Genomic DNA, 25,795 nt, shown 5'->3' with positions numbered 1-25,795 from the left:
ACTATGCTGTATCGCTCGACGGACTGCCGCTGTCGTCGTGGCGCTCCCGTGGTGAACCTGGCCCATAGTGCTTCCTTCCATTCCGATGAAAAGATTGCACCATCAAAACCCGGGACCAAACATCTAGCTGATGCTGGCCATGAGACTTTCTCTTCTTCGCAGTTCGTTCCTTATCGCTTCCCTTACTGTATTAAGACGAGCCTGAATCTGGTTATATCTCGATTTCAGGCACGCCTGCATCAGTCAGAAGCTGATAGAGTTCAGCCACATTGTTTCGCTTTCCGCGCTGTTGGCAGAAGGCGAAGATGGCGCGTTGTCTCGCCCGCGAGAGGGCGACGAAAAACGCTGCGACACCTTCGGGGTCGCCGGGGGTGTGGGCCCACCAAGCCCGGTCATCGAGGCCCACGAAGATGATGGTGTCGTATTCAAGTCCCTTGCTCTTATGGACGGTCATCATCGGAATCTGATTAACCCCCTCGAACGCATTGAGGCAGGCCGCCCAGTTCAGGGCGCCATCGGCAGAAGCGAAGAAATGGATGCAAAAAGCTTTAAGGATGATCTGAAGCAAGTCGCCAACGCCATATTCGGCATAAGTTCGGACGATTGCCCCGAGATCGAGGTATTCGAAAACCCGTTTGACGAAATCGGCAGCGCTTTGCCGCGACGGGGCAGTGGCCGCCATGTCGGTGCGCAAGGCGGTGAGAAATGCGCTGAGTTCCGCCTCGACCTTGGCCGCGCGCGCATCATCGTCTTGCCCGGTAGCGCGCAGCGCCAAGACAGAAGACGAGACCAACTGCCATGCGGCCGGCGCGCGGCGTGTCGCGCCCAGGCGGAAGATCGCGATCGCGAGCCGGCTTAAGCCATCGGAAAGCAAATCCTGAAGCGAGCTTTTGCCAAGGGTATGGCTCTCGTTACGGATCCGCAGACCGTGAGCGGCGAACGCTCCAGCGAGTTCGTGCTCATAATCGTCGGACTTCTGTTTCACGAGGAGCGCGTAGTCGCGCGGCGCTCGAGCGCGGGTGGCCATGTCGTTGGCGATCCATTGCGCCAGGTGGGTGGCTTCCGCCGCCTTGGTCTGGCTGGACCAGACCTGAGCCACGTCGCCATCGACTTGGCGCGCTGTCTGAGCGACCGTTGGGACGGTGTTCGGATCCAGAGCGCGCGCGACGATGTGCTGGATAGCGACCAAGTCGGGCGAGGAACGAAAGTTAAAGAGAAGGGGGAAGCGGGCTCCCCCGAAATCGGCCTGCAGTCGCTGAAAGGCGTCCTGGCGCGCCCCAGCGAAGACCATGATCCGCTGCTTGTCGTCACCGACGCTGGTGATGACGGTCTGTCCGCCACAGAAGGCTGACAGCAGGAAGTCGTATTGTGCGTAGGTTGTGTCCTGGAATTCATCGACGAAAACGAAGGGATAGGTGGCGACAAGCGCCCGACGGATGTGGGGATTGGCCCGGAGCAGCAGCTCCGCGAGCCGGTTGATGCCGACGAAGGTAAGTGCAGAGGGCTGGCCTGGCCGTAGTTGCGTTGCCCACCAGCGGGCGATGGCAAACTCGGCGGCGTTCTTGGGCGCGATAGGTCCCATGGGTAGGCGATAGCTGCCGACGATCTTGGGTTCAAAGTCGCTCGCGCTGTAGCCGGCGATTTCCGCCTGCCATTCCGGCGGCGCATTGAGTCGGGCGAGCGTGAGGAAGCCTTCTATCGCCTTGCGCTTTGGGAAGGAGATTTCGTAGGGCCGGGTCGGGCGCCAGTCGGCGGGGATGGCGTTGAGAAAGCGATCGACCAGGCTCTTGGTGAAGGCGTCGAAGGTGACCGACACGAACCGATTAGCGAACTCTGGCGGGCACCGCTGGCGGACGCGCGACGCGAGATTGTTGGCTACATCTGTTTTGAACGAAATCGCCAGCACGCGATGCGGCGCTCGGCAGAGGCCTGTCTCAAGCAAATAGTCGGCGCGTTGGGCCAGAAACTCGGTCTTGCCGGCGCCAGGGCCTGCGACCACACACGCCGAGCCGACGTGGCGCAGGGCATTCCACGCCGCCGGTTCGAGATCGTTAATGCCGCTCGGGCGCCAGTCCTTTGGCCGAATAAGGCGCATGGTCAGGCACCCGCGGGAGGCGGCGGGGTTAGACGAGCGACAATTGAGGTCAGGAGTGCGCGCAGTTCTTCGGGAGCGGCGGCTGCGAGGGCAGCTGGGTCTTGTGCACTCAACACCCGAACATGGGTGCTGGGCTTGCCGCGCCCCAGGAATAGATACCGATACCAGCGCATCAAACCGTCCTGGTCGGCAGCGTACAGATGAGGCAGACCGTCGTCGCCGAGAACCGCCGTGCGCGGCTCCCCTACAGGCGAGGGGCCCTGGCGGCCTGGTTCGACGATCTGATAGGCGAGCGGGAGAGCCTTGAGCATCGAGTAGTCGAGGTCGAGGGGCGTGCAGAAAAAGACATTGAACTGGCGCAGCCAATTCATCCAGTTTGCGATATTCGCAGTGTCCTCGATCGGCAGAGCATCGAAAGCTGCCAGATTGGCGGCTGGCCGTTGGGGGTTAAGATGCTGTCCGAAGATGGCCTGTGGCGTGACGTTGTTTGCGAGCAGTTGCGTGCAGGCCGTTTTGATACGTCCCCACCCGCCCCCGGAACGGCCCCAGTCGAGATCCAGCAAGGTGGCGTAGGGGATGTCGAGATCGGTCAGCAATTGCCAGAGGTGGTTCACATGCCGGCCGCCCAGCGGAACTACCGCGACAAAGGATCGATCGATGTCGAGCCCCATCGCCTCGGCGAGACGAGGAAGAACGACCTCCTCGGACGCACCTTCTCCCAGCACTACGAAGCGCGCGAAATAGAGTTCGGGATAGGTCCGCACGGCCTCGCGAATGAATTTCGATGCCTCTTCCTCGCCCACGGGGAGGTTGATCGGGCGAATGCGGGCCGTTCGATCGTGCGGATCAAGCCGGAAATACCGGACCTGCGTCGGCTCCACGCGGGCGAGGATGCTTGGGGAATGGCTGGAGACAACGGCCTGCGCCTGCGGCGACTTTGTCAAGTCCTGTATTTGTCGGACGATCCGGGAGAGATAGAAGGGAGCGAGATTGTTCTCGGGCTCTTCGATCGCGATGAGCGTAAGCGCCGGTAACGGTACGCCGCCAGCCTGAAAGCCGGCCCCAGCAGGATCGGCGACGATCCCGGCTTCAACGTCTAGTGTTGCCGCGGTCATCGCCAAGTGGAAGAGCGACCTCTGGCCGTCACTCAGGTCATCGAGGGCTCGCTCCCGGCCGACCTCGTCGGGGCGGAAGACCACCTCTACCTTCCGGATGAAATGCTCAAAACGCAGATCGAGCGGACGGAAGACCGGTGTCGTGTCTGTTCCGGCTGTGTAAACTTCCTGCCACCGCCTCGTCACCGCTCCGGCAATCACATCGACGGCCGGCTCCCCAGCGAAAGCGCCATTCAAGGCGGTGCCGGTGTTCGTGAACGTGTCGCGGACTCCCTGCGACCAGTTGATGGCGCGCCACAGCCTGCCGCGCAGAAAGGCCGTCACCTGGGAGGCGCCGTCCCGCGTCGCCGGCACGTAGATCATTTGGATCCGCGCCCGGTCGGCGGCTTTCAACTCGCTGCAATCAGCGTCGGTGAACGCCCCGAAAGTCCGGAGCGCCCAGTATTTCTGTTCAATCGCGCCGTCGAGCGAACCGTCATCGGTCCAGGTCGCTTCGAGGCGCAGGCGGCATTTCAGCTTGCCGCCCTCTTCAGCGGCCATCTGATGGAAGAATTCCGGGATCGCCGCGCCGGCGGCGCCGTCGGCATCCAGTTCCGGAAAGGCGATGATCGCCTCCAGCACGAAGTGAAGCGGCGCGACAAGCTCGGCGGCAGGGACATGGAAATCCTGGCGCCGAAGACGTCGCTGATCGCCGGTCACGCCGAAGAGGCGCTGTAGGGCCTGCATCAGGGCCGTCTTCCCCGCGCCATTGACGCCCACAAAGGTGGTGAGGCCGGAGGTGAGGCTGACGCTTGTCGCTTCAGATCCGAAGCAGCGGAAATTCGTTAGACTGAGCCGTTCAATAAACATGTTTCCACCTCCCTTTATCGGCAGCTCATCGCGTCAAGTTTCCCTTAATCAGCAGCCGCCCCCTTCTATGATTTCGTCACCTATACTTCACGGATCAGTATAAATCGCGCTTTAGACAAAATTTTTGATAAAATCGTAATCAATTGGCGATAGACTAAATCTTAGGATCCGGCTGTCAGCCCGAGCAAAGCGTGGTGGATCGCGATGGCGGGTCGCTCAACCGTTCTGGCATGTTCGGATCGCCAGAAGGCCGGATGCTCGACGACTGGAGAAAGCACGATCTGTTCCTCGGCCCGCTTCACGCGCCCCAAATACGCGTTTACGCCCGCCGCTGCCGACTGCGCATCACCGCCGAGCAGATACCCCGCCATGAAGCCGGAGGCATGGTTTTCGGCGTATTTACCCGAACGGAACCGATCGACGCCTTCGACCACATACTCGCGGCAAAGGTAAGTGTCGCTTCCATCCAGGCGCTTACACTCGATTATCGCGTGAGGATCGTGCTCAGCGTGGCGCAAGAAAACTTCCACGACATACAGGGGAATGTCTGTTCGACCGTCGGGTGTCATGACATCTGGGGTGGAGCGCGACTCCATACCGAGCGCCACAATGAAGGTCTTGCCCCACGCAAGCGTTCCGGACGTCAGAGCCTGGCGCATTCCGTCTCGCAGCCGCTCGGTCATGACGACCTCGCCCTCTGAGGCCGTCTCCCCATCTATGGCCGCCAAAGCCCAGCCTTCCCGCACCGTCACCAGGATCGCGGCCACGACCTCATCTGCTAGAGCGATATATTCGCGCCCTACGACGCCTTGAGACTCATGGGGGATCCTCAATGTCGGCGCCCCGCAAAGCTCTCGGCGATCACTGCGTCCACGTCCTCCAGCGCCACGCTCTCCAGCCAGTGGCGACGAGCGGCGGGCTTAATGATCACGACCTCGTTGCGGCCATGGACCCGCAACTCGCGCTGACCGGTAAGGGCGCTTGCGAGAGGCACCTTCATTCGGTCCTCGAGCCGTCCGAAGACGGCTGCGAGACTTCCGTCAGGCGAAACGATCTCGATCTCCGGGACCTTGGCGCCATCCTCCAAGACGAACCGGACGATCCTCATGGCCTCAGTGCCGCGCAGGTCGAACACCTCTGCACGGACGCTTCGCTGGCGACGAGCCGAAAGCCACCGGTCCAGCACCGCCGAGAAGATCCGGGCATAGGCCGCGACACCCTCGCTCGCTTCCGCCGGTATCATGGAGTCGGAAAGCCCCGCGCTCCATTGCCATCCGGCCTTGAGGAGCCCGTCTCGCACTACTATCCGGTCATCGGCGTCGAGGCCGTAGAGGTCGAAGACAGCCTCGTCGAGCGCGATCCAATCTTCTGCGTTCAGAGCCCGAGTTTGGAATTGCTGCTCAAGCGCATAGATCTTTCGACCTGCATCTGAACCCGCGATCAAGTTGAGATCCGGCGTAGGCAGCAGCGCCACGTCCTGTCGAAAGAGCCGCCGTTTGTAGAGGCCGAACTCTCCGGCGGTCATGAGGAAGAACCAGGCCGCCAGGGCTGAGCCCAGGACTCCGGCGAGGATATGGGCCGCTTCGCGATGGGACGCGGGGAAGGGTGCGCCGAAGAAGGCTTCGGCGAAGACGAGGTCGCGATCGGACACCGCGGTCAACGGCCTCGGCTCCCCTGGCAGAAATTCCTTCACCAGCAGCAGAGGTGCTTTGTATAGCGCCCGGTCACGCGGCCACTGCGCGGCCGTTAGTCCGAACGAGGGCAGGTCGTCGGGCACGGCGAAGGGTTGCAGGTCGTCCTTCTGCAGATAGTCGAGCGCAGTCAGGTAAGCCGCGTCCCGGTTCCGGTTCTCAGCTTTCCCAAGGATGAGGCCGTCGCCCAGCACGGTGTCCAGATCACGAAGCCGCTCGCCAAGCGGCTGATGTCTGTCGGTGAGATCGTCGACGAGGCGCAGGTCCCGGCGCCGGCCGAAAGCCGCCGTCTTTAGGCGGGTTGGCCGTGCTTCCCAGTCGTCCAGCGACAGACGGACGATATCGCTGGGTGCGATGTCGAAGGTGTGGGAGCGCGGCCCCGCGGGCGACCACGGGACCTGGACGATGGTCAAGGTCTCGGTTGGCTGGGGTCGATGCCGGGCGAACAGGACCATGGCCGGCATCGCTGCGCCCTCGAACAGCCAGGATCGGAGGCTCGAGAGATTGACGAGCGTCACCGGGCCCAAAGCTCGGACCACGTGGCGTGCCGCCGATGCGCCTGTTTTACTGGCGCTGAAAAACGGTGTGGCGCTGAGGACCATGCCGAAGCGGGTCTGTGCATTCGCGAATTCGGCAGCCCGCATCAGGAAGTCGAGGCCCACGCCCCGTGGCTGGGCGGGAAGGGTCTGTTCGCCCGTGCGCCGATCGGCCGTGCCGGCTTTACCCTTGAAGCTCCAGGGCGGGTTGCCGACGATGACGTCGAACGACTTTAGGCCGTCATCTTCAATGAGATGTTCGGTCCCAGCGCCTGTCTGCTCAATGGTTCGAGCGTCACCAACGAATAGCGTTCGGCCGATTAGAGGCTCGAACGTCAGGCCTTCCGGAGGCTGGGGATCAGGGTCGAGTTCAAGGGCCGCTAGATAGAGGCTGAAAGCCGCGACCCGGATCGCAGCTTCGCTGATATCGACGCCGTAGACCTGGGTATATAGCGTCTTGCGGATGCCCTTCCTCGTCAGCGGCGTTTTCAAGCTCTGCAGGTGGACCAACCGCCGAAACGCCTCGACGAGGAAGACGCCCGATCCACACGTCAGGTCGAGCACGGTCTGTTCGCCGTCGAGGCCGTCCATGACCTCGTCAAGGATCAAGGCGACCACAGGCAGGCGGGTATAATAGACGCTCGCGCGGGTGGCCTCCGTGGAGCGGGCTCGTCCCGCAATGGGCGCGGCGCCGGAGTGTGCGAACTGTTCGTAGATCGAACTGATCAGCTCTACCGGGATGACGTTAAACTGATACGGAAAGAAGGTGGTCTGCCCGCTGACCGGATCGACGGCGTCCAGAAAGTTCGCGACCCGGGAAAGATGCTCTGGCACAGGTGGGGCCGCCGAGGACGGCGGGAACATGTCGCCGTTGAAGGTCTTAGAAAGCCACTGAAACAGCTGGCTGGTTGCTTGCCGGTCGCGCAGCGCGGCTGATAGACGTGTCATTCCGCAAAGACTGTTCATCCGTTCTGCGGTGATGATGTCGCGGTCGAGCAGATATTGAGTGAAGATCGCCCGGCCGATCAGCGCCTGGGCTTCGTCCCGGGCGAGGTTCGCCGAGACTAGGTCCCTTTCGAGCACGGCAAGATCCGACAGTAGTTGTTGATCGACTGCGGTCTTGCGATCCACCTGCTTCGTTTTGGTCCAGAACTGCCCGGTCTCCATGGCGAAGCGGCCTGCGAGCGCGTCGAGCTCTTCTAGTCCGGAGGCGATCGTCTGGAAGGTCGCAAGACGGTTCTTAGCCGGATCGGCATCGGGTCGAGGCCGGCCGAAGCCATTATAAAGATCTATGCGGTCTGGAGACACGACCCAGAGAAGGGGCGCGAAACCCTCATTCCAGATTTCCTGACGCCATGCGGCTAATTCCTCATCGGCCGGCAGGCTAGAAGCGAACTTGAAATAGACCGTCAACGAGGACTGGCCGCGCCACATGGCATCAGGCGTGAAAGAACGGCCTCGGCGGCTAAAGCGCGCTTCGTCACCCAGTAAAACGCCCGGTGCAGCTTCGCCATCGGCCATATAGCCGGTCGCCGAAAGGACTTGTTGAAGGGCTGCGCTAGTCATCGCCCCTTCTTCACCATCTGGGGCGCGAACGGCAGAGCAGCTTGCACCGAGGCAGGTGCAAGCGGCATCACTCTCTGGCTCAAATCGTGGATGAGCTGGTCGCAGGGGACGACGAAAGTCGGATCTTTAAGCGGCTTTGCAGCAAGGTCCGAGCCGGCCACCAATCGCGCCGTCTGAGCGTCAATCAAAGCGATCGAGCCCTCAAGATCAGAGGGGCGAGTTTCTGACAAGGCGCGAAAAAGCGCGTCCATGCTGTCACCGATATCACTGATGCGAACGTGGAAGTCGCCGGTGATCCGCCGCGCGATCGCCAGTCCAAGAATGTCTACGAAGGTAAAACGAGCCGCTTTGCCCGGCTTGGCGGCGAGGTAGCTCACTGCCTTGCGCCATGCACGCACTTCGCCTGGCGACACGCCAGCGAGATCGCGCGCTTGCTCTTGGGTGAATTGAATCGTTTGTAGCGACATGGTTCCTTGTTGCAGGCAACAAGAAAATTTGCAACACCTCACATGGTTACGAGCGTGGTATCTCGACGATGTTGCCCGGCCACTGCCTTGATCCTCGGCGGAAGTGAGGAGCTCGTTCTGACTTGCGCTTTCGGCCTGGGCAGCCGACTTCGCCAAATGCACTACGAGTGCCAACATCCATTACGGCCTTCGTCAACCTCTCAATGTCCGCCGCTAGCGCAAAACTGTCATCGCTCGCGGTGGGGACGTCAGGCACCAGGCGCAATTTCCAGCGTACAATCGGCGGCTATTTTCGGGGTAATCTATGCTATCTGGTCGGGTAAGTGAAAACCCTCATTTGATAGAGCTATGGAGGGTTATCGGCGGGACTTACAGCGCAATAACCGAAAATATTGTGCGGTGATCGGCGGTTATGGGCGGCAATATCGCGCTATCGGCGGCGAAGTGGCGGACCATGTGGGATTCGAACGCTTATACTGAATCAATTGGCTGGTGCTTGGCTGTTTTGTGAGCAAATGTCGGCTTTTAAAAAGTCGCATGGGTTACTTGAACGACCAGAATGGGGTGAAAACCTTCGTGAGGGTCATCCATGTGAATGTCCGGTTTTATCGATCGCCCGACACAAAGCAGACCATCTGCTGTCCTGAAGAGTTTCGGACGCCGTGAGGCGTACGAAAGTCGGGGAGGACCGAACCCGCGACACCGGGACTCAGTTATGGGGAATTTGCAACTGGCGCTGCCCTGAGGCACCCCTGAGCGGGGTCACGTGGCGGCATTCGTGACGCGGCAAAGGGCGTTTCCCGCTGATCCTACACATGAAGATGACAGGATCTTCAGGGCCAGGTGCGCGCTTTCTGCCGTTTTTTCGCGTTTTTGCGTAAGCCTGTCGGTGTGCCGGAACGAGACGGTTCCGGCAGGCATCGGGTTATAGGGTCATGTCTGCCGGTCATCATGCTGATTCCCCGGCCGGATCAGTCGCCCGTGGCGGTCCTCTGGGCTGGCACCAGCGGGGAAGGATCTGGATAACGACCATCTCTGCCCCCCACAGCATGGGCAGGGCGGTGGCGTGACCGGTCCGGGCTCTGGGACTTCCGCCGCTGGTGTGGGGATGACATTCAGCAGGTCCCGCGCCCGGGCGAGACTGGCCTTGCGGTTGGAACTGGCCAGCAGGCCATAATGGCGGATGCGATGGTCGCGCCGGGATTATGCAAATGGGCCGCGCCGAACAGGGCCGCTGAAATAATAACTCCGGTTCTGATGCCGAATGCACAGGACAACAATCGGAAGATGATCAGGCGGGCCAGTAGTTCCTCCAGGAACCCGGTACCCAGCGTCTCGCGAATGTCATGAGCCCAATCGGTCCATGTCGCTGCCTGAAACGAGACATCTCCAAGGGCCAGCAGCACGAGCATGACCGAGGCCGTGATGCCACCGCCTACGAGAATGCCCAGCGGGAGTTCGAGGATCGCAGGCCGCAGCGCCAGCTCAGAAACCGGTCGCTTCTCGACCTTGCGCACCAACAACACATAAGTGCCGTAGGCCAATGCCACAGTCACGAACGCAGCACTGATGATGACCGTCGGACTGGTCGTCAGTTTTTCACGGATGATCGACTGCAGGCTCAGCTCGATAACGGTCACGACCAACAGCGCAAGCATCCAACCCAGAATGCGTGCAATGTGCCAGCGGCCAGGTGCGATGACCCCGCTCGTCTGGGTCAAGGCGTGAAAGGAATTCAAGACGTCTCTCTCCGCAGATGGCTATTGAGGGGTAACAGTTTCATTGACCGCCGGAATTGTCGCCCAGAGCCGTAGGGGTGCTGACGGCTTCGCGCAGTTGGTCGATTCGGTTACGCAAGTCCCGCAGTTCGGTGATCGACAGACCGGTCGCCGCCAGGACGCAGGCCGGGATCGTCTCGGCCTGCACGCGCAAGGCCCGACCAGCCTCCGTTAGACGCACGCGCACCTGCCGCTCGTCCTTCTGGTCCCGGGCACGCTCGACCAAGCCGGCGCCTTCCAGTCGCTTGAGCAAAGGCGTCAGAGTGGAGCTGACCAGATCGAGTTGGGACCCGATCTCGCCAACGAGCTTGCCGTCGCTGCCCCACAGGACCGTCATCACCAGATATTGCGGATAGGTGAGTCCCAGCGGTTCCAGTAGCGGCTGATACAGCCGATTGAAGGCATGACTCGCGGCGTATAGCGAGAAACACACGAAATTCGACAGATCGGGTGCGGATAGGTCTTCGGGCATATCGTCCTCCATAGCACCACTCATTATATCGCACAATATTTAATCGCCGACGATTTTTTTGCATAGGAGCCATGCATCTAGAACGTTTGCACGATCAAATCGTGCGCGATATATTGTATTGCACAGACCGATCGCGGCCTGACCGATACGGAGTAATCCATCATGAAACGCCTTGCCCCATCCATCGCCCTGGCCACCGCCCTCGCCGCCTCGCCGGCGCTCGCGGCCCCTGTGCTGGAGCCCACGACCCAGCATTTCCTTGACGGCTTGGCCGCGGCCCACGTCCCCGCCATCCCCTCGCTTTCGCCGCACGACGCCCGTGCGCTACTGGACAGCGCGCAAGGGTCGGTGAAGGTCTCTGCCCCCTTCGCCCGGATCACAGATCGCGTGCTGCCCATCGGCCCGACCGGCAGCACGCGCGTTCGTGTCTATCGCCCGGCCAACGTCACCAACCACGGCCCGGCTATCGTTTATTACCATGGTGCCGGCTGGGTGATGGGCGGCCCAGCGAGCCATGACCGCCTCGCGCGCGATCTGGCGGCGGGTAGCGGTGCGGTGGTGATCTTCGTCGATTACGAACGCTCGCCCGAAACGCGCTACCCGACCGCGATCGAACAGGATTATGCGGTTCTAACGTATGTTGCCCAACCTCATCTCTTCCGAGCCCGGACGAGGGCTTCAGAGCAAGCTTTAAGTATGCCGACCTGCAACAGATAGCTTATTGATCTCACCGGATGTCGGTACAGTGGGTATCAAACCTTGCCAGATAGGCTGAAATGCTTGCCTCGGCGGCGTGATTCAGACGTAGCGCAGACCACTCTTCCTGCCGATACGGCTGTGCTTGAAGCCGGCCACCAGTCATCCAAGGCGATACAACGTTCTGTGTCGCTATGAGCCACATTCCCGCAGCCTCGTCGTTCGTACGAGCCGGTCCCGTTAATCCCGGATTGGTTCACCCACAGGTCAGAAGTTATAGCTCTCTTCGCGAAGTGTTTGGTCCCCCGGAGGGGGGTAACGCAATCGTTCGACAGAATGGTCGGACGCACTCCGACCTTATTACACCAAACCAAAACGTTGATATTGTTCTTACTATCCGTAACGATAGTGATATGTAGATCAAACTACATACGATTTTGTTGGAATGTCCGATGCTGCTCCTTTGTCGACCTTGCTACCCCCCCCCTTCGGCCGCCTTCCCATTTCGACATTATCGGAACTCTGACCATGGCTAATCCAGCTGCGCGGATCTTCGTGCGCGCGAACCTCCTTGCCTCTGCCGCGCTAGCGGGCATCACCACAGCCAATGCTCAGTCGCTATCCCAGACGATCGACAAAGAGGAACAGATGATCGTCACTGGCACGCGGGATCCGCATCAGACGGCTCGACAATCCCTTAGTCCCGTGCAGGTTGTCACCGCCTCGCAGCTTCGCGCCACGGGTATGACCGACCTTCGTGACGCACTGACACAGCTTGTCCCCTCCGTCAGCCGCTAGGTGATGGGGTTGGACCAGGCGTCGCTGACGGATTCATTAAGCCTGCGCGGGCTAAGCGCTGACCAGACACTGATCCTCGTCAATGGCAAGCGGCGGCACACGACGGCAGCGCTCTCCCTCAACGGTGGGCCGCAGCAGGGCACAACACCTGTCGATCTCGACATGATCCCCATTTCGGCGGTGGACCATATCGAGGTACTCGAGGATGGGGCTTCGGCGCAGTATGGCTCTGATGCGATCGCAGGCGTCATCAACATCATCCTCAAGAACAAGCCGCATGGCGTCACTCTTCAGTCGCTGAACGGCGTGTACGGCGCGGGAGACGGTGTGACGACGGGAGAGAGCGTCAATGGCGGGATCGACCTCGGGCGCGGCTTTCTCAATCTCAGCGCCGAGGTGAAGCATCAGGACCGCACAGTGCGTGTCGGAGCGGATACCCGCACGGGTCGCCCGGACAATACAGCCATTGGTTCGCCCGAGAGTACGCGGGTCGGCATAGAGGCCAATTTTGCCTACCATATCACCAACGATATCGAGGTATATTCGTTTGACACCTACACCTACCGCTATGGCAAGCGATGGGCATATCTGCGGACAGGATCGAGCCTGCCTGCGATCTATCTGGGCGGGTACACCCCTGTCGAGACGCTAGCGGACAATGATTTCGGGGTGACGACGGGATTTCGCGGTAAGCATCTCCTGGGATGGGAATGGGACCTCGCAACGACCTATGGCGGCGATCATGACGGTCTGGGGTTGAACGACTCTGCCAATCTGGGCCTCTACTCCGCGACAGGCGCGCCGCCGCTTAGCTTCGACGTCGGCAGCTTCCATAACAGCCAGTGGACAAGCGATCTCGATTTTCGCCGATCCATCGTCGTGCCGCTCATGGCCGGGCCCATCAATCTCGCCTTCGGCGGGGCTTATCGCTATGAGAGCTACGGGATCGATTCCGGTACCTCGCCTTCATACATAGACGGAGGAGCGCAGGGTTATCAGGGCTACAGCCCCGTCAATCGCGTGCGTGCCAACCGCGACGTCACCTCGGGCTACATTGATGTCTCCACGCTACCCCTGCCCCATTGGCACGTCGATCTCGCCGGGCGCTTTGAGCATTATACGGATGTCGGCAATACCGAGAGCGGCAAGGTCTCAACGCGTTACGACATCGCGCGTTGGATCGCGCTGCGCGGAACAGTTAGTAACGGCTTTCGCGCGCCAACACTTGCGCAGGAAAACTACGCCAGCATTATCACGAGCCCGACCTATGCTGTGGCGCAACTTCCGGTGAATTCGGCAGGCGCGCGCCTGCTCGGTGCGTCGCCGCTCAAACCCGAACGTTCGACCAATTTCAGCGCCGGCGTGGTACTGGACCCGCTGCCGAGCCTACATCTGACGCTCGACGCCTATCAGATTTCGGTGCGCGACCGCATCGTCGACGGTGGCGTATATAACGGCGCAGCCGCGCTTGAGGCCATAGCGCTTCAGGGAGCGAACGTCCGGGGGATCGCCGACGCGGACGCCATCACCGCGCAATATTTCACCAACGGTGCCAGTACGCGTACGCGTGGCCTTGACGCGACAGCGGCCTATAATACTTCGTTCGGCTCCTATGGTCGGGTGCGCTGGGACGCGGAGGTGAACTTCAACCAGACAGCGATCCGTTCAATAGCGGACGACGCGAATGGACGTCCTCTGCTGAACGCTTAGCAGGCGGCTTTTCTGACGAGCGCCTATCCGCGCAACAAGATCATCATTGGTGGCGTGTGGACGCGCGGCCGTTGGGACATCTCCCTTCATGAAATACGCTACGGCCACACATCGTCAGACCTGACCTATTACGAGGGGCCTTATGCTTTCTCCGTAGCCGATTTTTATCATCAGGTGAACAGGCCGCGCTACGTGACCAATCTTGAGCTCGGCTATCACGTAACGCACCAGATTCATCTGGTAGCGGGGGCTAATAACCTGGCCAATACCTATCCAAGCCGCATCCCCGGCGTGGCCTCATATCTGCACGTCGCAAAATACGATACCTATAGTCAACAGCTCGGGCAGGATGGCGGCTTCTATTACGTGCGCGCCGACGCTTCGTTCTGATCGAGCACCTGAGGGCGGATATAAGCATGAGGCAATTGATCGCGACGTGCGGGGAATGATTATCAGCTATCTTGTAGCAATCATGTTTGGTCCCCTCGCTGCGCTTAGGGCTAAATCGTCTTGGCAAAGCAATGTGCTTTGCCCGTAAGTGCGATCCTGATGACCAAGAGTTTTATCTCTTCACGCACGTGGCGATGAACCAGATCGTGACACCCAAAGGCAGACCCAATGCGCAGGCTCCTGCGATGTCCCCCATGATGCCGTCGATGAGCAACGCGGCCAACAACGCGACGGGTGTTGTCAGGAAAATCAAACCGGGAATACGCCATTTATGGACCATATCGCGCATCATTGGCTCTTCTCACCAACCTCAATCGAGAAAACTGTATGACGTGCAAACTCGGAACGGCTAGGTCTGGCAAACAATAGATAAATGCCCGAACCAAGAACAGCGATTGTAAGTAGATCCAGCGCAGCCCAGAGCCATTTGAGCGTCACACCCCCATAGTCGCCGAAATGTAGTGGGCGGCATATGTCGAGTAGTCGCAAATACCACGGTATTTGTGGTACAAAAACAACGTGTCCGTCATGTGCGTCCACTAACACCGGCGACATCAACCGCGACCGAAGTTTCGAACTTCCTTGCGTCCAAACCACGAAATGATCTGGACTCCCGTCGAGATGGGATGGAAATGTCACAAAGCTTGCCTGCATACCGGGTAGGGCGGTTTCCGCCTGAGCGATCGCCAGAGAGACCGGCGCTTTCGGGACGATGGGTGCGTCATGGACATACGGTCGCAGGACCGGTGCGATATCGTGAAGGCGCCAGAGCCCGAAAAGCGGTGTCGCCAAGGTATTCATCACGCCGGTGACGCCGACGATCGCGACCCATGCTCCGGTCGTCATACCGATCAGGTTATGGACATCAAGCCAGCGCAAGCGCGCCGATCTATTGCGACGAATTTCGCCAAAGCGTAGACGCCTCGAAAACGGTGTGTAAAGTATAAGTCCGGATATCACGGCGACCAGAAAAATCAGACCAATCACGCAAAGAAAAAGTTCGCCCGGCAATCCGGCTAACAGGGCCATGTGCAGCTCGAGAATTGTGTCCATGACGGCGTCGCCCGGTGGATCGCCGTCACGCAGCAGGGTCGCGTTAGCGGCGCTGAACGCCATCTGGTGCATCTGCTTGAATGGATCATCTGCAGCGTGGGAAAGCTGGATCAAGATACGTCCGGTCTCTGCCTCCAGCCCAACGAAACGTATCGCCTCCGCAGGGTACCGGCGATGCGCGGCCGCAACGGCAGTATCGACGTGGGCTAGCGTTACCGCATGGGAGACCGACGCCCCGATAGCGGGGTCCAGCATGGCGGCGATGTCATCCTCGAAGATGAGGGGCAGGCCGGTGAGACTGAGGATAAGAAGGAACGCGGTGCAGACGACGCTACTCCACCGATGCACCCACCTCCAACGGCGCACGCCTTGATTGGTCATCGCGAACACCCGCTCGTTGAAGTTGAGGACAGGGATGTCACCAGCGGTAGGCAATATTGCCAAAGATCGTTCGCCGCAGACCGTAGAAGCAGTCATTGACGCTGCCGAGACCGTTGTCATAGCAGCTCGCGACATAGCGATGGTCGAGGAGGTTCTGTATGTTAAGGGCAGTACGCCACTGGCGGTAGCTATAGTGGATCGTAAGGTCCGCCAGCGTATAGGCGTGAAGATCGACGGTGTTAAGCCGATCAGCCTCGCGTGCATCGACGTAGCGGACACCGATGCCACCTCCCAGACCCTTCAGCCTCCCTTGGGGCAGGGTCTCGTCAAGCCAGAGGTTACCGGAGTTTTTTGGCACATTAGGCGCCCGGTTTCCCTGTATAGTGTAGGTTGCCTCGCCGATTGCGAAAGGCACCGCGCGATTGATAACTCCATCCATATAGGTGTAGGAGCCGGTCAATTTGAGACCAAAACCGAAATCGGCGACGCCTGAGAGTTCGACCCCGCGCACGCGGATCGCGCCGGTCTGTACAACGCTCGAGGGATTATAAGGATTGACCGTGCTGACATTGTGTTCGGTCACTTGATAGGCCGAGGCTGTCATGAAACTATCCATGCCATGCGGCTGATATTTTATGCCTGCCTCATACTGCTCCCCCGTGAGGGGTTTGAGCGGAGCCCCTTGGGCATCGAGACCAATGCTCGGCTGGTAGGACGTCGAATAGCTTGCATAGGGTGCCAACCCATTGTCAAAGAGGTAGAGAAGTCCGACCCGACCCGTCAGCTTGTGATTAATCGGCGCGACGCGGGTATCAAAATTGTCCCAGGTGCGTGTCTCCGCCCAATCCTGTCGCAAACCGGCCGTAAGGTGCCAGTGGCGCCAGGACGCCTGCTCCTGGGCGTAGAGGCCAACCTGCTGCAGAAGATCGTTGGACTGAAAGATGTCCTCGAATTGGGACGTCCCATTGTAGACAGGATGACGTATATCAAGTGACTGGGCGCTCCCATCAACCTCGAACCAGCCGTCATGCGCGTTGAGATAATCAACGCCCAAAGTCGCTTTGCTGGCGACAGAGCCAATCGGATGTGAATATATCGCAGCGCTATCAACGGCGAGATTATTTTGCCATGAGTCCGCTCCAAGATAGAAACGATCGAGCAGTGTCGTTCCTGGCTCTATACCTGCACCTAGCGTCTGCTTCTGCTTATAGTCTATGCGTGTGAATCGCAGGTTTTGTCGAACGCTTAGATAGTCCGTCAGGTGGCTCAAGAACTGATAACCGACCGCCCATTCTACCCGGGTAAAGCCGTCCCCTGGCTGCCCTATGAATAGCGAGGTGGGAATGCGGCCAAATGGTGCTTCCGTTAGTGTGCCCTGCGCAGGCAGGTACTGGTTGAGAAAACCGCCGTCGATCCGCTGGTAATGAGCGAGTAACGTTAAATCGGTTTTCGTATTGAGATGAAAAGTAAGCGACGGAGCAATATAATAGCGACTGTCGTGCACATGATCGACCTGTGTGCCGCTATCAATGATCTCACCGGTAAGCCGATAGGTAACCTTGCCGTTCAGCGCCAGCGGCCCCCCAAGATCGAACGCGCCACGTGCATGACCGTAGTTGCCCGCTTCGGCAATGACTTCATGCAAAGGTGTGTCGGTCGGCCGTTTGCTCGTAACGTTGACGAGGCCGCCTGGCGCATTCTGACCATATAGCACAGAGGACGGTCCCAAAAGAACGTCGGCGCGATCGACGCCATAAGCCTGAATGCTTGGCGACAAAAGTGTATAGCGGCTCAAGGTGTTGAGGCCGTCCATATAGGGCATCGAAACAGGAAAGCCGCGAAGCACAAAGGTGTCGAACCTGAGATCCGTTCCGCCCCATAACTCCCCCTGCACACCCGGGGCGTAGCGCAGAATAGCTCCCAGCGTTTGGGCGTTCTGATCTCTGATCTGTGCGCTTGTTATCTCGACTACGGACTGTGGAGTCTGAATAAGCGCCGTGTCCGTCTTGGTTGCGGTCGTACCCTTATTGGCGACATACCGTTCAGATTGTCCACGGACTGTTATCCGCTCTGTCGGCTGCTGTTTCGTGATCGCAGACCTCGTTTTTTGACTTGGCGGAGTCTCCTGAGCGGAGACTTTGCTCACTGAGGCGATCACCAACACAGTGACACAGAACGCCTTTTGATCCAGCAACTTCGATAAATACACGATAGCCTCTCCAAAACTGAAGATACCGTTAACGGGAATAAGAATCATTATCAACAAAATTGTGAGAAGCATTACGTTTTGTTGCCAAACGTAGACGAGTGTGACTCACGCTGAAGGCGTTGTTAATGGGGTGACAATTGGAATCGTTTGCTCGCCCGAGCTGCTGTTGCACTGCATTTGGCGTGTAGTAATGCCTCGGCGTAAGTCACGAGAATGCAGGGCCGCCCGGTCGATAAGATCCTTAGGAAGCGGCGCTGGAGCGGCACCCCCCGGTGTCTCCGAAGGCTGCCCATCGCATCTTGGGGCATGTGTAAGAGCCCTCTCGCGATTGATCGTGTCATGCTCCATGCTCACAGTGACATACCCCTATTGGGGCCTGTTAGGTCTTGATATGATCTGCGGCGCCTGCGATGCAGATGACGGAGATGAAGGAAGCGGCGGTTTTCTCGTATCGGGTGGCGACGGCCTTCCACTCCTTGAGGCGCGCCGACAGGTTCTCGACCAGATGGCGGTGCCGATAGGCCCATTTCGGGCACGAGACGGGCGGCTCGTTTCGCTTGGGCGGGATGACCAGACGCGAGCCTCTCTGCTCCATAGTTCCTCGCGAAAGCAGTTTGAGGCATACCCCCGGTCACAGACGACGTAACGCGGTGCGGCCGGCAGCGCCTCCAGGAGCGCCATGGCGGACGGCAATTCATGTGCCTGTCCCGACGTCAGGGTAAAAGCCAAGGCCTCTTCCTGGCTGGATTCTGGTCTTTTAGGCGCTCGGAGAGTGCTTCCCAAACGCCGAGCTTTGCCCACCGAATGAAAAGCTGCGTCGCTGTCCACTAGGAGCCGAATTCCGAGGGGAGAAATCGCCATTTCGCGCCATTCTGATGACGCCAGAAGATCGCCGGCACCCTCTGACGCAGGTTGCGTGGCGGCGTTTTTCCCTTGGGCCGCACCGCCTCGCTCAGAGGGCCCCTGACCCGCCACGCATCATCGGACATCACAGACTGCATCATGCTCATTATAGCGAGCTATGCAGATCCAAAGCATCTTCAGGCCCTAACGGGTCCTAGGAGGATGTTAATGAATTCAATCGTGAGTCAGATCGGTGATCTCGTCGAGGCTGGCGAGCGCATGATCGAGCTACTACGCCGTAAGGCTTTCCTGCCCGATAGCCGCAAGGAGCTTAATGTGCGCAACGGCATTGCCGATGTTGCCCAGTTGCTAGACTGCTCCACCAACCGCATCCGCATGGCGGAGGACGACGGGCGCCTTCCCCTCCTCCAGCTTCGGAAATCGGCCGTTGTCTCGGCTATAGTATTGCAGAATTGCTGCATATGCGGGATGTGCTAGGGTCAGGACTCATTACGGCGTCCAGTAGGTGACTGTTGCGGCGAGGCAGATTGCCGAGAAGAAGGTGTGGGCGCAGCGGTCGTAGCGCGTGGTAATGCGGCGCCAGTCCTTGAGGCGGCCGAACATGTTCTCGACCTTGTGCCGCCGGCGATATCGGGACTTGTCGTGCGAGATCGGCACTTTCCGGCTCTTCGTGGACGGGATGCATGGCTCGATGCCTCGTTCGGTCAGATTGCGCCGGAAGCGATTGCTGTCGTAACCGCGATCGCCGACCAGGTGGCGAGCGGAGGGCAAGCGTGGCAGCAGCAGGGCTGCGCCCTTGTGGTCACTCATCTGACCTTGGTGAGCAGCATCGCCACTGGACGGCCATGCCCGTCGCAGACGGCATGCAGTTTCGAGTTCAGGCCGCCTCTTGTGCGTCCGATCCGACGCGCAGCACCCCCTTTTTGAGCGGGCTTGCGGCAGTGCGATGCGCCTTCAGATGTGTGCTGTCGATCAGCAACTCCTCCGGGACGCCAGCATTACCCGTCAGGGCGGAAAAGATCCGGGCAAATACGCCAAGACGGCTCCAACGGATGAAGCGATTATACAGCGTCTTATGCGGACCGTAGCCCGACGGCGCGTCCTTCCATTGCAAGCCATGCCGGATCACGTAGACGATGCCGCTCAGCACGCGGCGATCATCTACGCGTTTCAGACCGCGCGTTTTCGGGAAATATGGCCCTAACGCGCTCATCTTAGAGCCTGTTTGGAAAGTCGTTGAAGTGTGATTCAAGCTCTGGATGTGGACGCCAGAGCAGAGGGCCCGAATGGCCGGGATTGCCCGAAAGACGAAACGCTATCCGTCTGACATGACGGATGAGGAATGGGACCGGATCGCGCCGCTGATGCCCGCACCGGGGCGCATGGGTCGTCCACGGGAGGTCGAATTCCGCGAGGTGATCAACGCGGTGCGTTATCTGGTCCGCTCGGGCTGCGGCTGGCGCATGCTGCCGATCCATTTCGGTCACTGGCGTACGGTCTACGGCTGGTTCAGGGAACTGGCTCGACGTTTTCTGTTTCAGACCATCCACGACGTCGAACTAATGCTCGATCGGGAGCGGTCAGGTCGCGAGACGAGCCCGACCGCCGGGGTGATCGACAGCCAGAGCATCAAGGCACCGCATGCGCAAACAAGAGGTTATGAAGCCGGCAAGAAGGTCGTCGGGCGCAAGCGGCATATTGCCGTGGATACAGACGGACGTCTGCTGATGGTCAATCTGACCCCGGCCGACATCTCCGACAGCGCGGGCGCGCAGATGATCCTGGATGCGATCCGCAAGCGCTGGCCTTGGGTAAAGAACCTGTTCGCCGACGGGGCTTACGACCGGCTCCAATTGATGGACAAGGCGGCTTATCTGGACTTCGTCGTCGAAGTCATCCGACGCCGGGACGGAGCGAAGGGCTTCGAAATTCTGCCCCGTCGATGGGTCGTGGAACGGACCTTTGGCTGGATGACCCGCTGGCGACGTCTCGTGCGTGACTATGAGCGTCGTATCGACATCTCACAGGCCATGATCCTCGTCGCCATGGGCGCCAATCTCACCCGTAGAAATGCCCATCCGTGAGTTTCCAAACAGGCTCTTATGAAGAAGTCGGCGCACTGGTAACTTCCTGTCGTTAACGACGTCGTTATTGACGTTGCTTGTGAGGTGTCGATGCGGCAGGAAATTCTGATGGGTGTGGAGCGTCGGCGACGCTGGTCGGACGAGCAGAAACTGGGCATTCTGTCCGAGGTCGGGGTTGATAATGCGAGCATATCCGATGTGGCGCGGCGGCATGATCTGACGCGCCAGCATCTTTATCAATGGCGGGGCTGGCTTCGTAAGCGTTATCCCTCTCTCGATCGGGGTGTTCGTTTCCTGCCTGTTGAGGCGGCAGACGAGAAGACCATTGAATCTGGCGGCGGCGGACCGTCTGGTTCCGGGCGTGTGGAGATCCTGTTGCGCAACGGGCGCTCGATCGGCATCGCGGGCGATCTGGCGGACGACAGGCTGGCGCGGATCATCCGGATCGCGGAGACGGCATGATCGGACTGGGCAGCGGCGTGCGCGTCTATCTGGCGTGCGGCGCCACCGACATGCGCAAGGGGATTTCGGGGCTTGCCACTCTGGCGCAGGATTTGTTGCGGCAGAAGCCTACCTCGGGGGCGATCTTCGCCTTTCGCGGTCGCAAGGGCGACAGGATCAAGCTTTTGACCTGGGACGGTCAGGGGTTCTGCCTGTATTACAAGGTTCTCGACGCGCCGAAAGGTCGTTTTCCCTGGCCGTCGCCCGCGGATGGTGTTGCGCGACTGACGGCCGCACAAGTCGCCATGCTGTGGGAGGGGATCGACTGGAGACGGCCAGCCTGGTCGGCGCCGCCTTCGCGGGTCGCCTGATTTTCTGGCGGTTATCCTTGCGGAATTCTTTGTTTTCTGGCGGTTTTCCTCTATTCTTTCGTCATGCAGCCTGCCTCGGCGACCCTGCCTGACGATCCGGAGGCCCTCAAGGCGATCATCGCCGCTCAGGGGGCTGAAATCGCTCGGCTGACGGCATCCGGGCGGGCCTATGACGCGCTCATCCAGTCGCTCAGGATCCACATCGCACGGCTGAAGAAGCAGAAATTCGGCGCAAGCTCCGAGAAGATCGACCGTGAGGTCGAACAATTCGAGCTTCTCCTTGAAGATGTGGAAATCGCTATCGCGGCGGCGGACAGGTCACCCGATCCTGACGAACAGGAGAAGGACGGGGCCGACAGGATCGTCTTACCCAGGCGGCGTGGCAAACCCCGCGTCTCGGAGACGACCCCGCGCGAGCGCATCGTGCTCGACCCCGGCGAGGACTGTCCTGCCTGTGGTGGTCCGCTGCGCCTCGTCGGCGAGGATGTCGCCGAAATCCTCGAGTTGGTTGCCGCGAAACTCAAAGTCATCGAGACCGCGCGGCTGAAGAAATCCTGCCGCCATTGCGAGACGATGGTGCAACCCGAAGCACCATCCCGCCCGGTACCGCGCGGCATGGCTGGTCCCGCGCTGCTGGCACACATCCTGGTCTCGAAGTTCGATGACCATTTGCCACTCTACCGACAGAGCGAGATCTTTGCCCGTCAGGGTGTCGACATTCCGCGCTCGACGCTGATCGACTGGTGCGGCCAGGCGGTCGCGGTGCTTCGCCCGCTGGCCACGCTGATCCGCCAGACGGTGACGTCATCCGATCATCTCCATGCGGATGACACCCCCATCCAGGTGCTCGATCCTCGCCTACGCCAGACCGGCAAGCCGCGAGGCGTCAAGGAAGGACGGATCTGGACCTATCTGCGCGACCAGCGCCCCTGGGGCGGTGATGATCCGCCGGCGGTCGCCCACTGGTTCTCTCCCGATCGCAAGGGGATCAACCCTCAGACCCATCTGGCGAATTTCTCGGGTATTCTCCAGGCGGATGCTTACGCTGGGTTCAGAGAACTCTACAAACCCGATGCGACCGGCATGGCCCGCGTGCGCGAAGCCGCGTGCTGGGCGCATCTGCGCCGAGATTTCCACGATGTCTGGAAAGGCAACGGCTCGACGATCGCCAGGGAAGCGCTCGACCGGATCGGCGCGCTCTATGACATCGAGCGTCAGATCATGGGGCGACCGGCGCAACAGCGGCTGGCCGTTCGTCAACAGGAAAGCCGTCCCCGCGTCGAGAAATTCCGCGTCTGGTGCGACGCCCAGCTCGCCCGCATTCCCGGCAAGGGCGAACTGGCCAAGGCCATCCGCTATGCGCTCAATCGCTGGAACGCCTTTACCCTGTTCCTTCAGGGCGGTCGCGTCGCCATTGATAATAATGCCGCCGAGCGCGCCATACGTCCCGTCTGCGTCGGCAGAAAAAACTATCTTTTCGCCGGCTCCGACGCCGGTGGTGACAACATTGCCGATGCCATGACCCTCATCGAAAGCGCCAAACTCTCCGGCCTCAACCCCCAGGATTATCTCGCCGACGTCATCGCCCGTATCAGTGATCACAAGATCAACCGCCTCAACGAACTGCTCCCATGGAACTGGCGCCCCGCAACCCCAGCCCACAAACAGGCCGCTTAATCAAGGCGGCCCAAAGCGGCCGGTTACGGCCTAAATACAATGGATATAGTGGGACGGGGCGAGGGTGCTGAAGATAGGCGCATCGCAGAGATTGCGGGTAACGGAGGAAATAAAGACGAAACGCTGACACCAGCTCGGTGGGCAAAACTTTGCATGATGCTACCGTGTTTGCGCAGGAGTAGATGGATGTTTGCACCCTGATTGCGCTGCTCTTTGTGCGAGAGATGCCACGTTGGCAGATCGACTTTACACGTGGCCGCTCCGTAAGACCGTGACTTGTCAGATGGTTGGCCGGTAAGATCGTGCTCCCTGTCCTTTCAGAGGATGGGCCGGAGAACGTTTGGTTGCTTTGTGATTATAGTATATATGCAGGATTTCGTCGGAGAAATAATCGTTTGGATCGAGAGCATACCCCAGACAGGGAGGTTAGCCATGGATAGTATCACACAGATGCGAGATATGGCTAATCTAGGCATCGTTGCGGGGCAGGGCACAAGCATGAGCAAAACATGATTTTGAGTTTCACCGACGGATGGTCTTAATCGAGACGGCTATGCTTCACTTGATTAACATTCTTTCATCAGACAAGAACTCACCGGGAGGTGGAAATACAGTCAGACCGCTCGTGAGATTAGCTAACGTACATATTGGCGCCCTTTATTGCGCACAGCACAGATGATGCTTTGATTACCCATTCAGCCTGAAATCACCTCGAGAAGGCCTGCATGCGCCCAATTGCGACATCCGCCAGAGCTAGAGCCTCTTCGGGGGGGCCATAATCGATCGCAAGAGGGCCGATTAGTTTGGCTGCCTCCTGAGCGTACTCAACCTTTTCTTCTCTCTCCGTGAGATCCTCAGGGAAACACCTGTCATCACGTCGCGGCCGTCCCCGTTTCCGACCAGCTGCGTGACGTCTGGGTGGACGAACCACTTCACGCAATGGTTCGAATTCCTTGAGCGCGAAAAGCCTTCGCGCCATGCGGTGAGTGACTTCGGTGATGAGGCCTGCAGCGAGAAAGCGTTCAAGCATAAGATACGCGGATTTTATGGAGATGCCGAGTAGACTGGCAAGCCGTGTCGCGGATAGCAGGGGAAAGGCTGCAATCAGATTGATCGCTGTGTCCGCCCGCGAATTGCTACGGCGGGCTCCGCTATGAGCTCTCGCATGATGCCACTGACGCTCGATTCCAATGACACGAGCATGAATACCTTCCGCTTCATCGGCCAAAGCATTCATAAAGCTGGGGAGCCACATGGATTGTTTCCAGGGCGTATCAGAGGCAAAAGCTCGGGCCCCAGTAAGGGGGAGACCAACGCGCAGAAGCTGCGTTTCCTGCCAGAAAGAGACAAGAGCGTCACGCAAGGGCGAGCGGCTGTTCCCATCATCGATCCATCGATGAAAAGCCCGAGCAGCTCCAAGGAGCGGTCCCGCGGTTACAGCCTCGAAGCGCAGAAGCTCAGTGGCCTCGTGGATACGCACTGCTTGAGTTGACGTCGGTCGTGAAAGCCATTGATATTGCTCGAACGCGATTTTCGCATTGTCCACGTACGCCCCACGATCGGCAGCGTCTTCGCCTTGTAGCTTCGGGCGCAAGCCCTCCAGTTCGGCGCCGAGATGCCATGGGTCGATGACGTATCCATCCACAGTTGCACAGACACGCGCCGCCTCGAGCCGCTCACGGAACAGGATGGCTGGGAGCAAAGGATGATTATGGAGACGCTGATCCAGTCGCCCGATTGCGACAGCGGCTCGGGTGAGCGCGGCGTAAAGCCTGTCGCTAGGAAAGTGGGACAGGTTCTGACGACCGCTCAAGAGCGCCTCGCAGCGTCCCACTCGCGTTTAGCGCGTGGATCGAAATGGAGCGCATAGCGCGTCACAGGTCATCCAGACTGACAGCAATCGACCCCTGGGGCGAGGCAAGGCGCTCACGAACGAGAGCCAGGAGATCGCGATCGTCATTCGACAGGATGACGCGCTGGACCGGGAGTTTTCCGGTTTCGACAACGTATTCAAAGGTCTGGCGGATCAGAGCCGAGGGTGTGATCCCCAGCTCTGAGAGGCGCTGATAAGCAGCGTTTTTCAGGGTGTCGTCGATGCGCAGATTGATGGACGCCATGGCTTCTTATCCCCTCAGAACAGAGTGCATTATACGTCTTTACATGCGTAAAGGCGAGATAGGGTACTTATCCTTAAATGGAATTAGATTCAAACTGCGCCTTTTTGCAATTTGAACCCCCTTCCCCCGCCCCTACTTCCGATAAATTATATTATCGGAAGTAGGTGGGGCGCGAAAGAGTGGTGGACGGCTGCACGTGCGGCTGATCAGGGAGTACTGAACTCAATGGGTTGCCAGCCACGATCCATCTGGAAACTGTGACTTTTCCTATGACCTGGCGCCCTCGTCTGTAACCAGACAGACCGCCAGGCCGTTATTTATCAGGCGGCGTGGGCGGTCAAAAGCGGGTTGTCGAACGTCTCGCCCGTCGCGACC

At 59.5% G+C, this 25,795-nt stretch carries 21 protein-coding genes and 2 pseudogenes; 9 read left to right on the top strand and 14 right to left on the bottom strand.

What is annotated here, in order from left to right; all coding sequences use genetic code 11:
• Positions 1–211 precede the first annotated feature (211 nt).
• The 7 genes from F3J08_RS15780 to F3J08_RS15745 all read right to left on the bottom strand — a co-directional run bounded on the left by F3J08_RS15780 (position 212) and on the right by F3J08_RS15745 (position 10,593).
• Complete coding sequence (locus F3J08_RS15780; RefSeq protein ID WP_166931448.1) at positions 212–2,095, bottom strand: UvrD-helicase domain-containing protein; 1,884 nt, start codon at positions 2,093–2,095, stop codon at positions 212–214.
• 2 nt (positions 2,096–2,097) lie between these two features.
• Positions 2,098–4,059 carry an ATP-dependent endonuclease gene (locus F3J08_RS15775; protein ID WP_166931445.1) on the bottom strand — a complete coding sequence of 654 codons (1,962 nt, stop codon included), beginning with the start codon at positions 4,057–4,059 and terminating at the stop codon, positions 2,098–2,100.
• A 161-nt stretch (positions 4,060–4,220) separates the two neighbouring features.
• Complete coding sequence (locus tag F3J08_RS15770) at positions 4,221–4,826, bottom strand: hypothetical protein (protein ID WP_205207101.1); 606 nt, start codon at positions 4,824–4,826, stop codon at positions 4,221–4,223.
• A 62-nt stretch (positions 4,827–4,888) separates the two neighbouring features.
• Positions 4,889–7,852, bottom strand: coding sequence for a class I SAM-dependent DNA methyltransferase (locus F3J08_RS15765; RefSeq protein WP_166931439.1), 2,964 nt, complete (start codon positions 7,850–7,852; stop codon positions 4,889–4,891).
• On the bottom strand, positions 7,849–8,319 hold the full coding sequence (locus F3J08_RS15760) for a hypothetical protein (protein ID WP_166931436.1): 471 nt from the start codon (positions 8,317–8,319) through the stop codon (positions 7,849–7,851). The genes F3J08_RS15765 and F3J08_RS15760 overlap by 4 nt, the downstream gene beginning before the upstream one ends.
• A gap of 1,115 nt (positions 8,320–9,434) precedes the next feature.
• On the bottom strand, positions 9,435–10,058 hold the full coding sequence (locus tag F3J08_RS15750) for a CPBP family intramembrane glutamic endopeptidase (protein ID WP_166931433.1): 624 nt from the start codon (positions 10,056–10,058) through the stop codon (positions 9,435–9,437).
• 40 nt (positions 10,059–10,098) lie between these two features.
• Positions 10,099–10,593 carry a MarR family transcriptional regulator gene (locus F3J08_RS15745; RefSeq protein WP_205207100.1) on the bottom strand — a complete coding sequence of 165 codons (495 nt, stop codon included), beginning with the start codon at positions 10,591–10,593 and terminating at the stop codon, positions 10,099–10,101.
• A gap of 138 nt (positions 10,594–10,731) precedes the next feature.
• Here F3J08_RS15745 and F3J08_RS15740 point away from each other — a divergent pair, with 138 nt between their 5' ends.
• From F3J08_RS15740 to F3J08_RS17585, 4 genes are all read left to right on the top strand, one after another.
• Entirely contained in the window at positions 10,732–11,286 is a 555-nt protein-coding gene (locus F3J08_RS15740; RefSeq protein ID WP_240149408.1) for an alpha/beta hydrolase, read from the top strand.
• Positions 11,287–11,793: 507 nt separating this feature from the next.
• Entirely contained in the window at positions 11,794–12,063 is a 270-nt protein-coding gene (locus F3J08_RS17020; RefSeq protein WP_205207098.1) for a hypothetical protein, read from the top strand.
• A gap of 9 nt (positions 12,064–12,072) precedes the next feature.
• A complete protein-coding gene (locus tag F3J08_RS15735) occupies positions 12,073–13,773 on the top strand; it encodes a TonB-dependent receptor domain-containing protein (protein ID WP_205207096.1) in 1,701 nt (566 codons plus the stop codon).
• A gap of 54 nt (positions 13,774–13,827) precedes the next feature.
• Positions 13,828–14,163 carry a hypothetical protein gene (locus F3J08_RS17585; RefSeq protein WP_205207094.1) on the top strand — a complete coding sequence of 112 codons (336 nt, stop codon included), beginning with the start codon at positions 13,828–13,830 and terminating at the stop codon, positions 14,161–14,163.
• Positions 14,164–14,335: 172 nt separating this feature from the next.
• Here F3J08_RS17585 and F3J08_RS15730 read toward each other — a convergent pair whose 3' ends face one another.
• From F3J08_RS15730 to F3J08_RS15715, 4 genes and pseudogenes are all read right to left on the bottom strand, one after another.
• Positions 14,336–14,515, bottom strand: a complete 180-nt coding sequence (locus F3J08_RS15730) for a hypothetical protein (RefSeq protein ID WP_166931430.1) — start codon at positions 14,513–14,515, stop codon at positions 14,336–14,338.
• Complete coding sequence (locus tag F3J08_RS15725; protein WP_166931428.1) at positions 14,512–15,753, bottom strand: PepSY domain-containing protein; 1,242 nt, start codon at positions 15,751–15,753, stop codon at positions 14,512–14,514. The genes F3J08_RS15730 and F3J08_RS15725 overlap by 4 nt, the downstream gene beginning before the upstream one ends.
• Positions 15,695–17,914, bottom strand: a complete 2,220-nt coding sequence (locus F3J08_RS15720) for a TonB-dependent siderophore receptor (RefSeq protein ID WP_166931426.1) — start codon at positions 17,912–17,914, stop codon at positions 15,695–15,697. Before F3J08_RS15720 ends, F3J08_RS15725 begins: the two co-directional genes overlap by 59 nt.
• Before the next feature lie 331 nt (positions 17,915–18,245).
• Positions 18,246–18,858: pseudogene (locus F3J08_RS15715) on the bottom strand (transposase).
• A gap of 79 nt (positions 18,859–18,937) precedes the next feature.
• Here F3J08_RS15715 and F3J08_RS15710 point away from each other — a divergent pair.
• Positions 18,938–19,207 carry a hypothetical protein gene (locus tag F3J08_RS15710; RefSeq protein WP_205207092.1) on the top strand — a complete coding sequence of 90 codons (270 nt, stop codon included), beginning with the start codon at positions 18,938–18,940 and terminating at the stop codon, positions 19,205–19,207.
• A gap of 12 nt (positions 19,208–19,219) precedes the next feature.
• Here F3J08_RS15710 and F3J08_RS15705 read toward each other — a convergent pair.
• Positions 19,220–19,943 (bottom strand): annotated as a pseudogene (locus F3J08_RS15705) (IS5 family transposase).
• Positions 19,944–19,989: 46 nt separating this feature from the next.
• On the opposite strand from F3J08_RS15705, the gene F3J08_RS15700 reads away from it, so the two are divergent.
• The 4 genes from F3J08_RS15700 (at position 19,990) to tnpC (ending at position 23,303) form a co-directional block, all read left to right on the top strand.
• The gene (locus tag F3J08_RS15700) at positions 19,990–20,814 is read left to right on the top strand and encodes an IS5 family transposase (protein WP_166931423.1); all 825 of its coding nucleotides are present in this window, start codon (positions 19,990–19,992) and stop codon (positions 20,812–20,814) included.
• Positions 20,815–20,904: 90 nt separating this feature from the next.
• Positions 20,905–21,276, top strand: a complete 372-nt coding sequence (gene tnpA, locus F3J08_RS15695) for an IS66-like element accessory protein TnpA (protein ID WP_166931421.1) — start codon at positions 20,905–20,907, stop codon at positions 21,274–21,276.
• On the top strand, positions 21,273–21,626 hold the full coding sequence (gene tnpB, locus F3J08_RS15690) for an IS66 family insertion sequence element accessory protein TnpB (protein ID WP_166931418.1): 354 nt from the start codon (positions 21,273–21,275) through the stop codon (positions 21,624–21,626). Before tnpA ends, tnpB begins: the two co-directional genes overlap by 4 nt.
• Before the next feature lie 63 nt (positions 21,627–21,689).
• Entirely contained in the window at positions 21,690–23,303 is a 1,614-nt protein-coding gene (tnpC, locus tag F3J08_RS15685; RefSeq protein WP_166931416.1) for an IS66 family transposase, read from the top strand.
• Between the two features lie 706 nt (positions 23,304–24,009).
• On the opposite strand, the gene F3J08_RS15680 is transcribed toward tnpC, so the two are convergent.
• Positions 24,010–25,116 carry a hypothetical protein gene (locus F3J08_RS15680; RefSeq protein WP_240149407.1) on the bottom strand — a complete coding sequence of 369 codons (1,107 nt, stop codon included), beginning with the start codon at positions 25,114–25,116 and terminating at the stop codon, positions 24,010–24,012.
• A 61-nt stretch (positions 25,117–25,177) separates the two neighbouring features.
• Positions 25,178–25,420 carry a type II toxin-antitoxin system RelB/DinJ family antitoxin gene (locus tag F3J08_RS15675; RefSeq protein WP_166931413.1) on the bottom strand — a complete coding sequence of 81 codons (243 nt, stop codon included), beginning with the start codon at positions 25,418–25,420 and terminating at the stop codon, positions 25,178–25,180.
• Between the last annotated feature and the right edge of the window lie 375 nt (positions 25,421–25,795).

The sequence above is a fragment of the Asaia sp. As-1742 genome (assembly GCF_011753235.1).
Lineage (GTDB): Bacteria > Pseudomonadota > Alphaproteobacteria > Acetobacterales > Acetobacteraceae > Asaia > Asaia bogorensis_B.
Note: the sequence above shows the minus strand (reverse complement) of the source record. Positions and strands in the feature narration are given on the sequence as shown.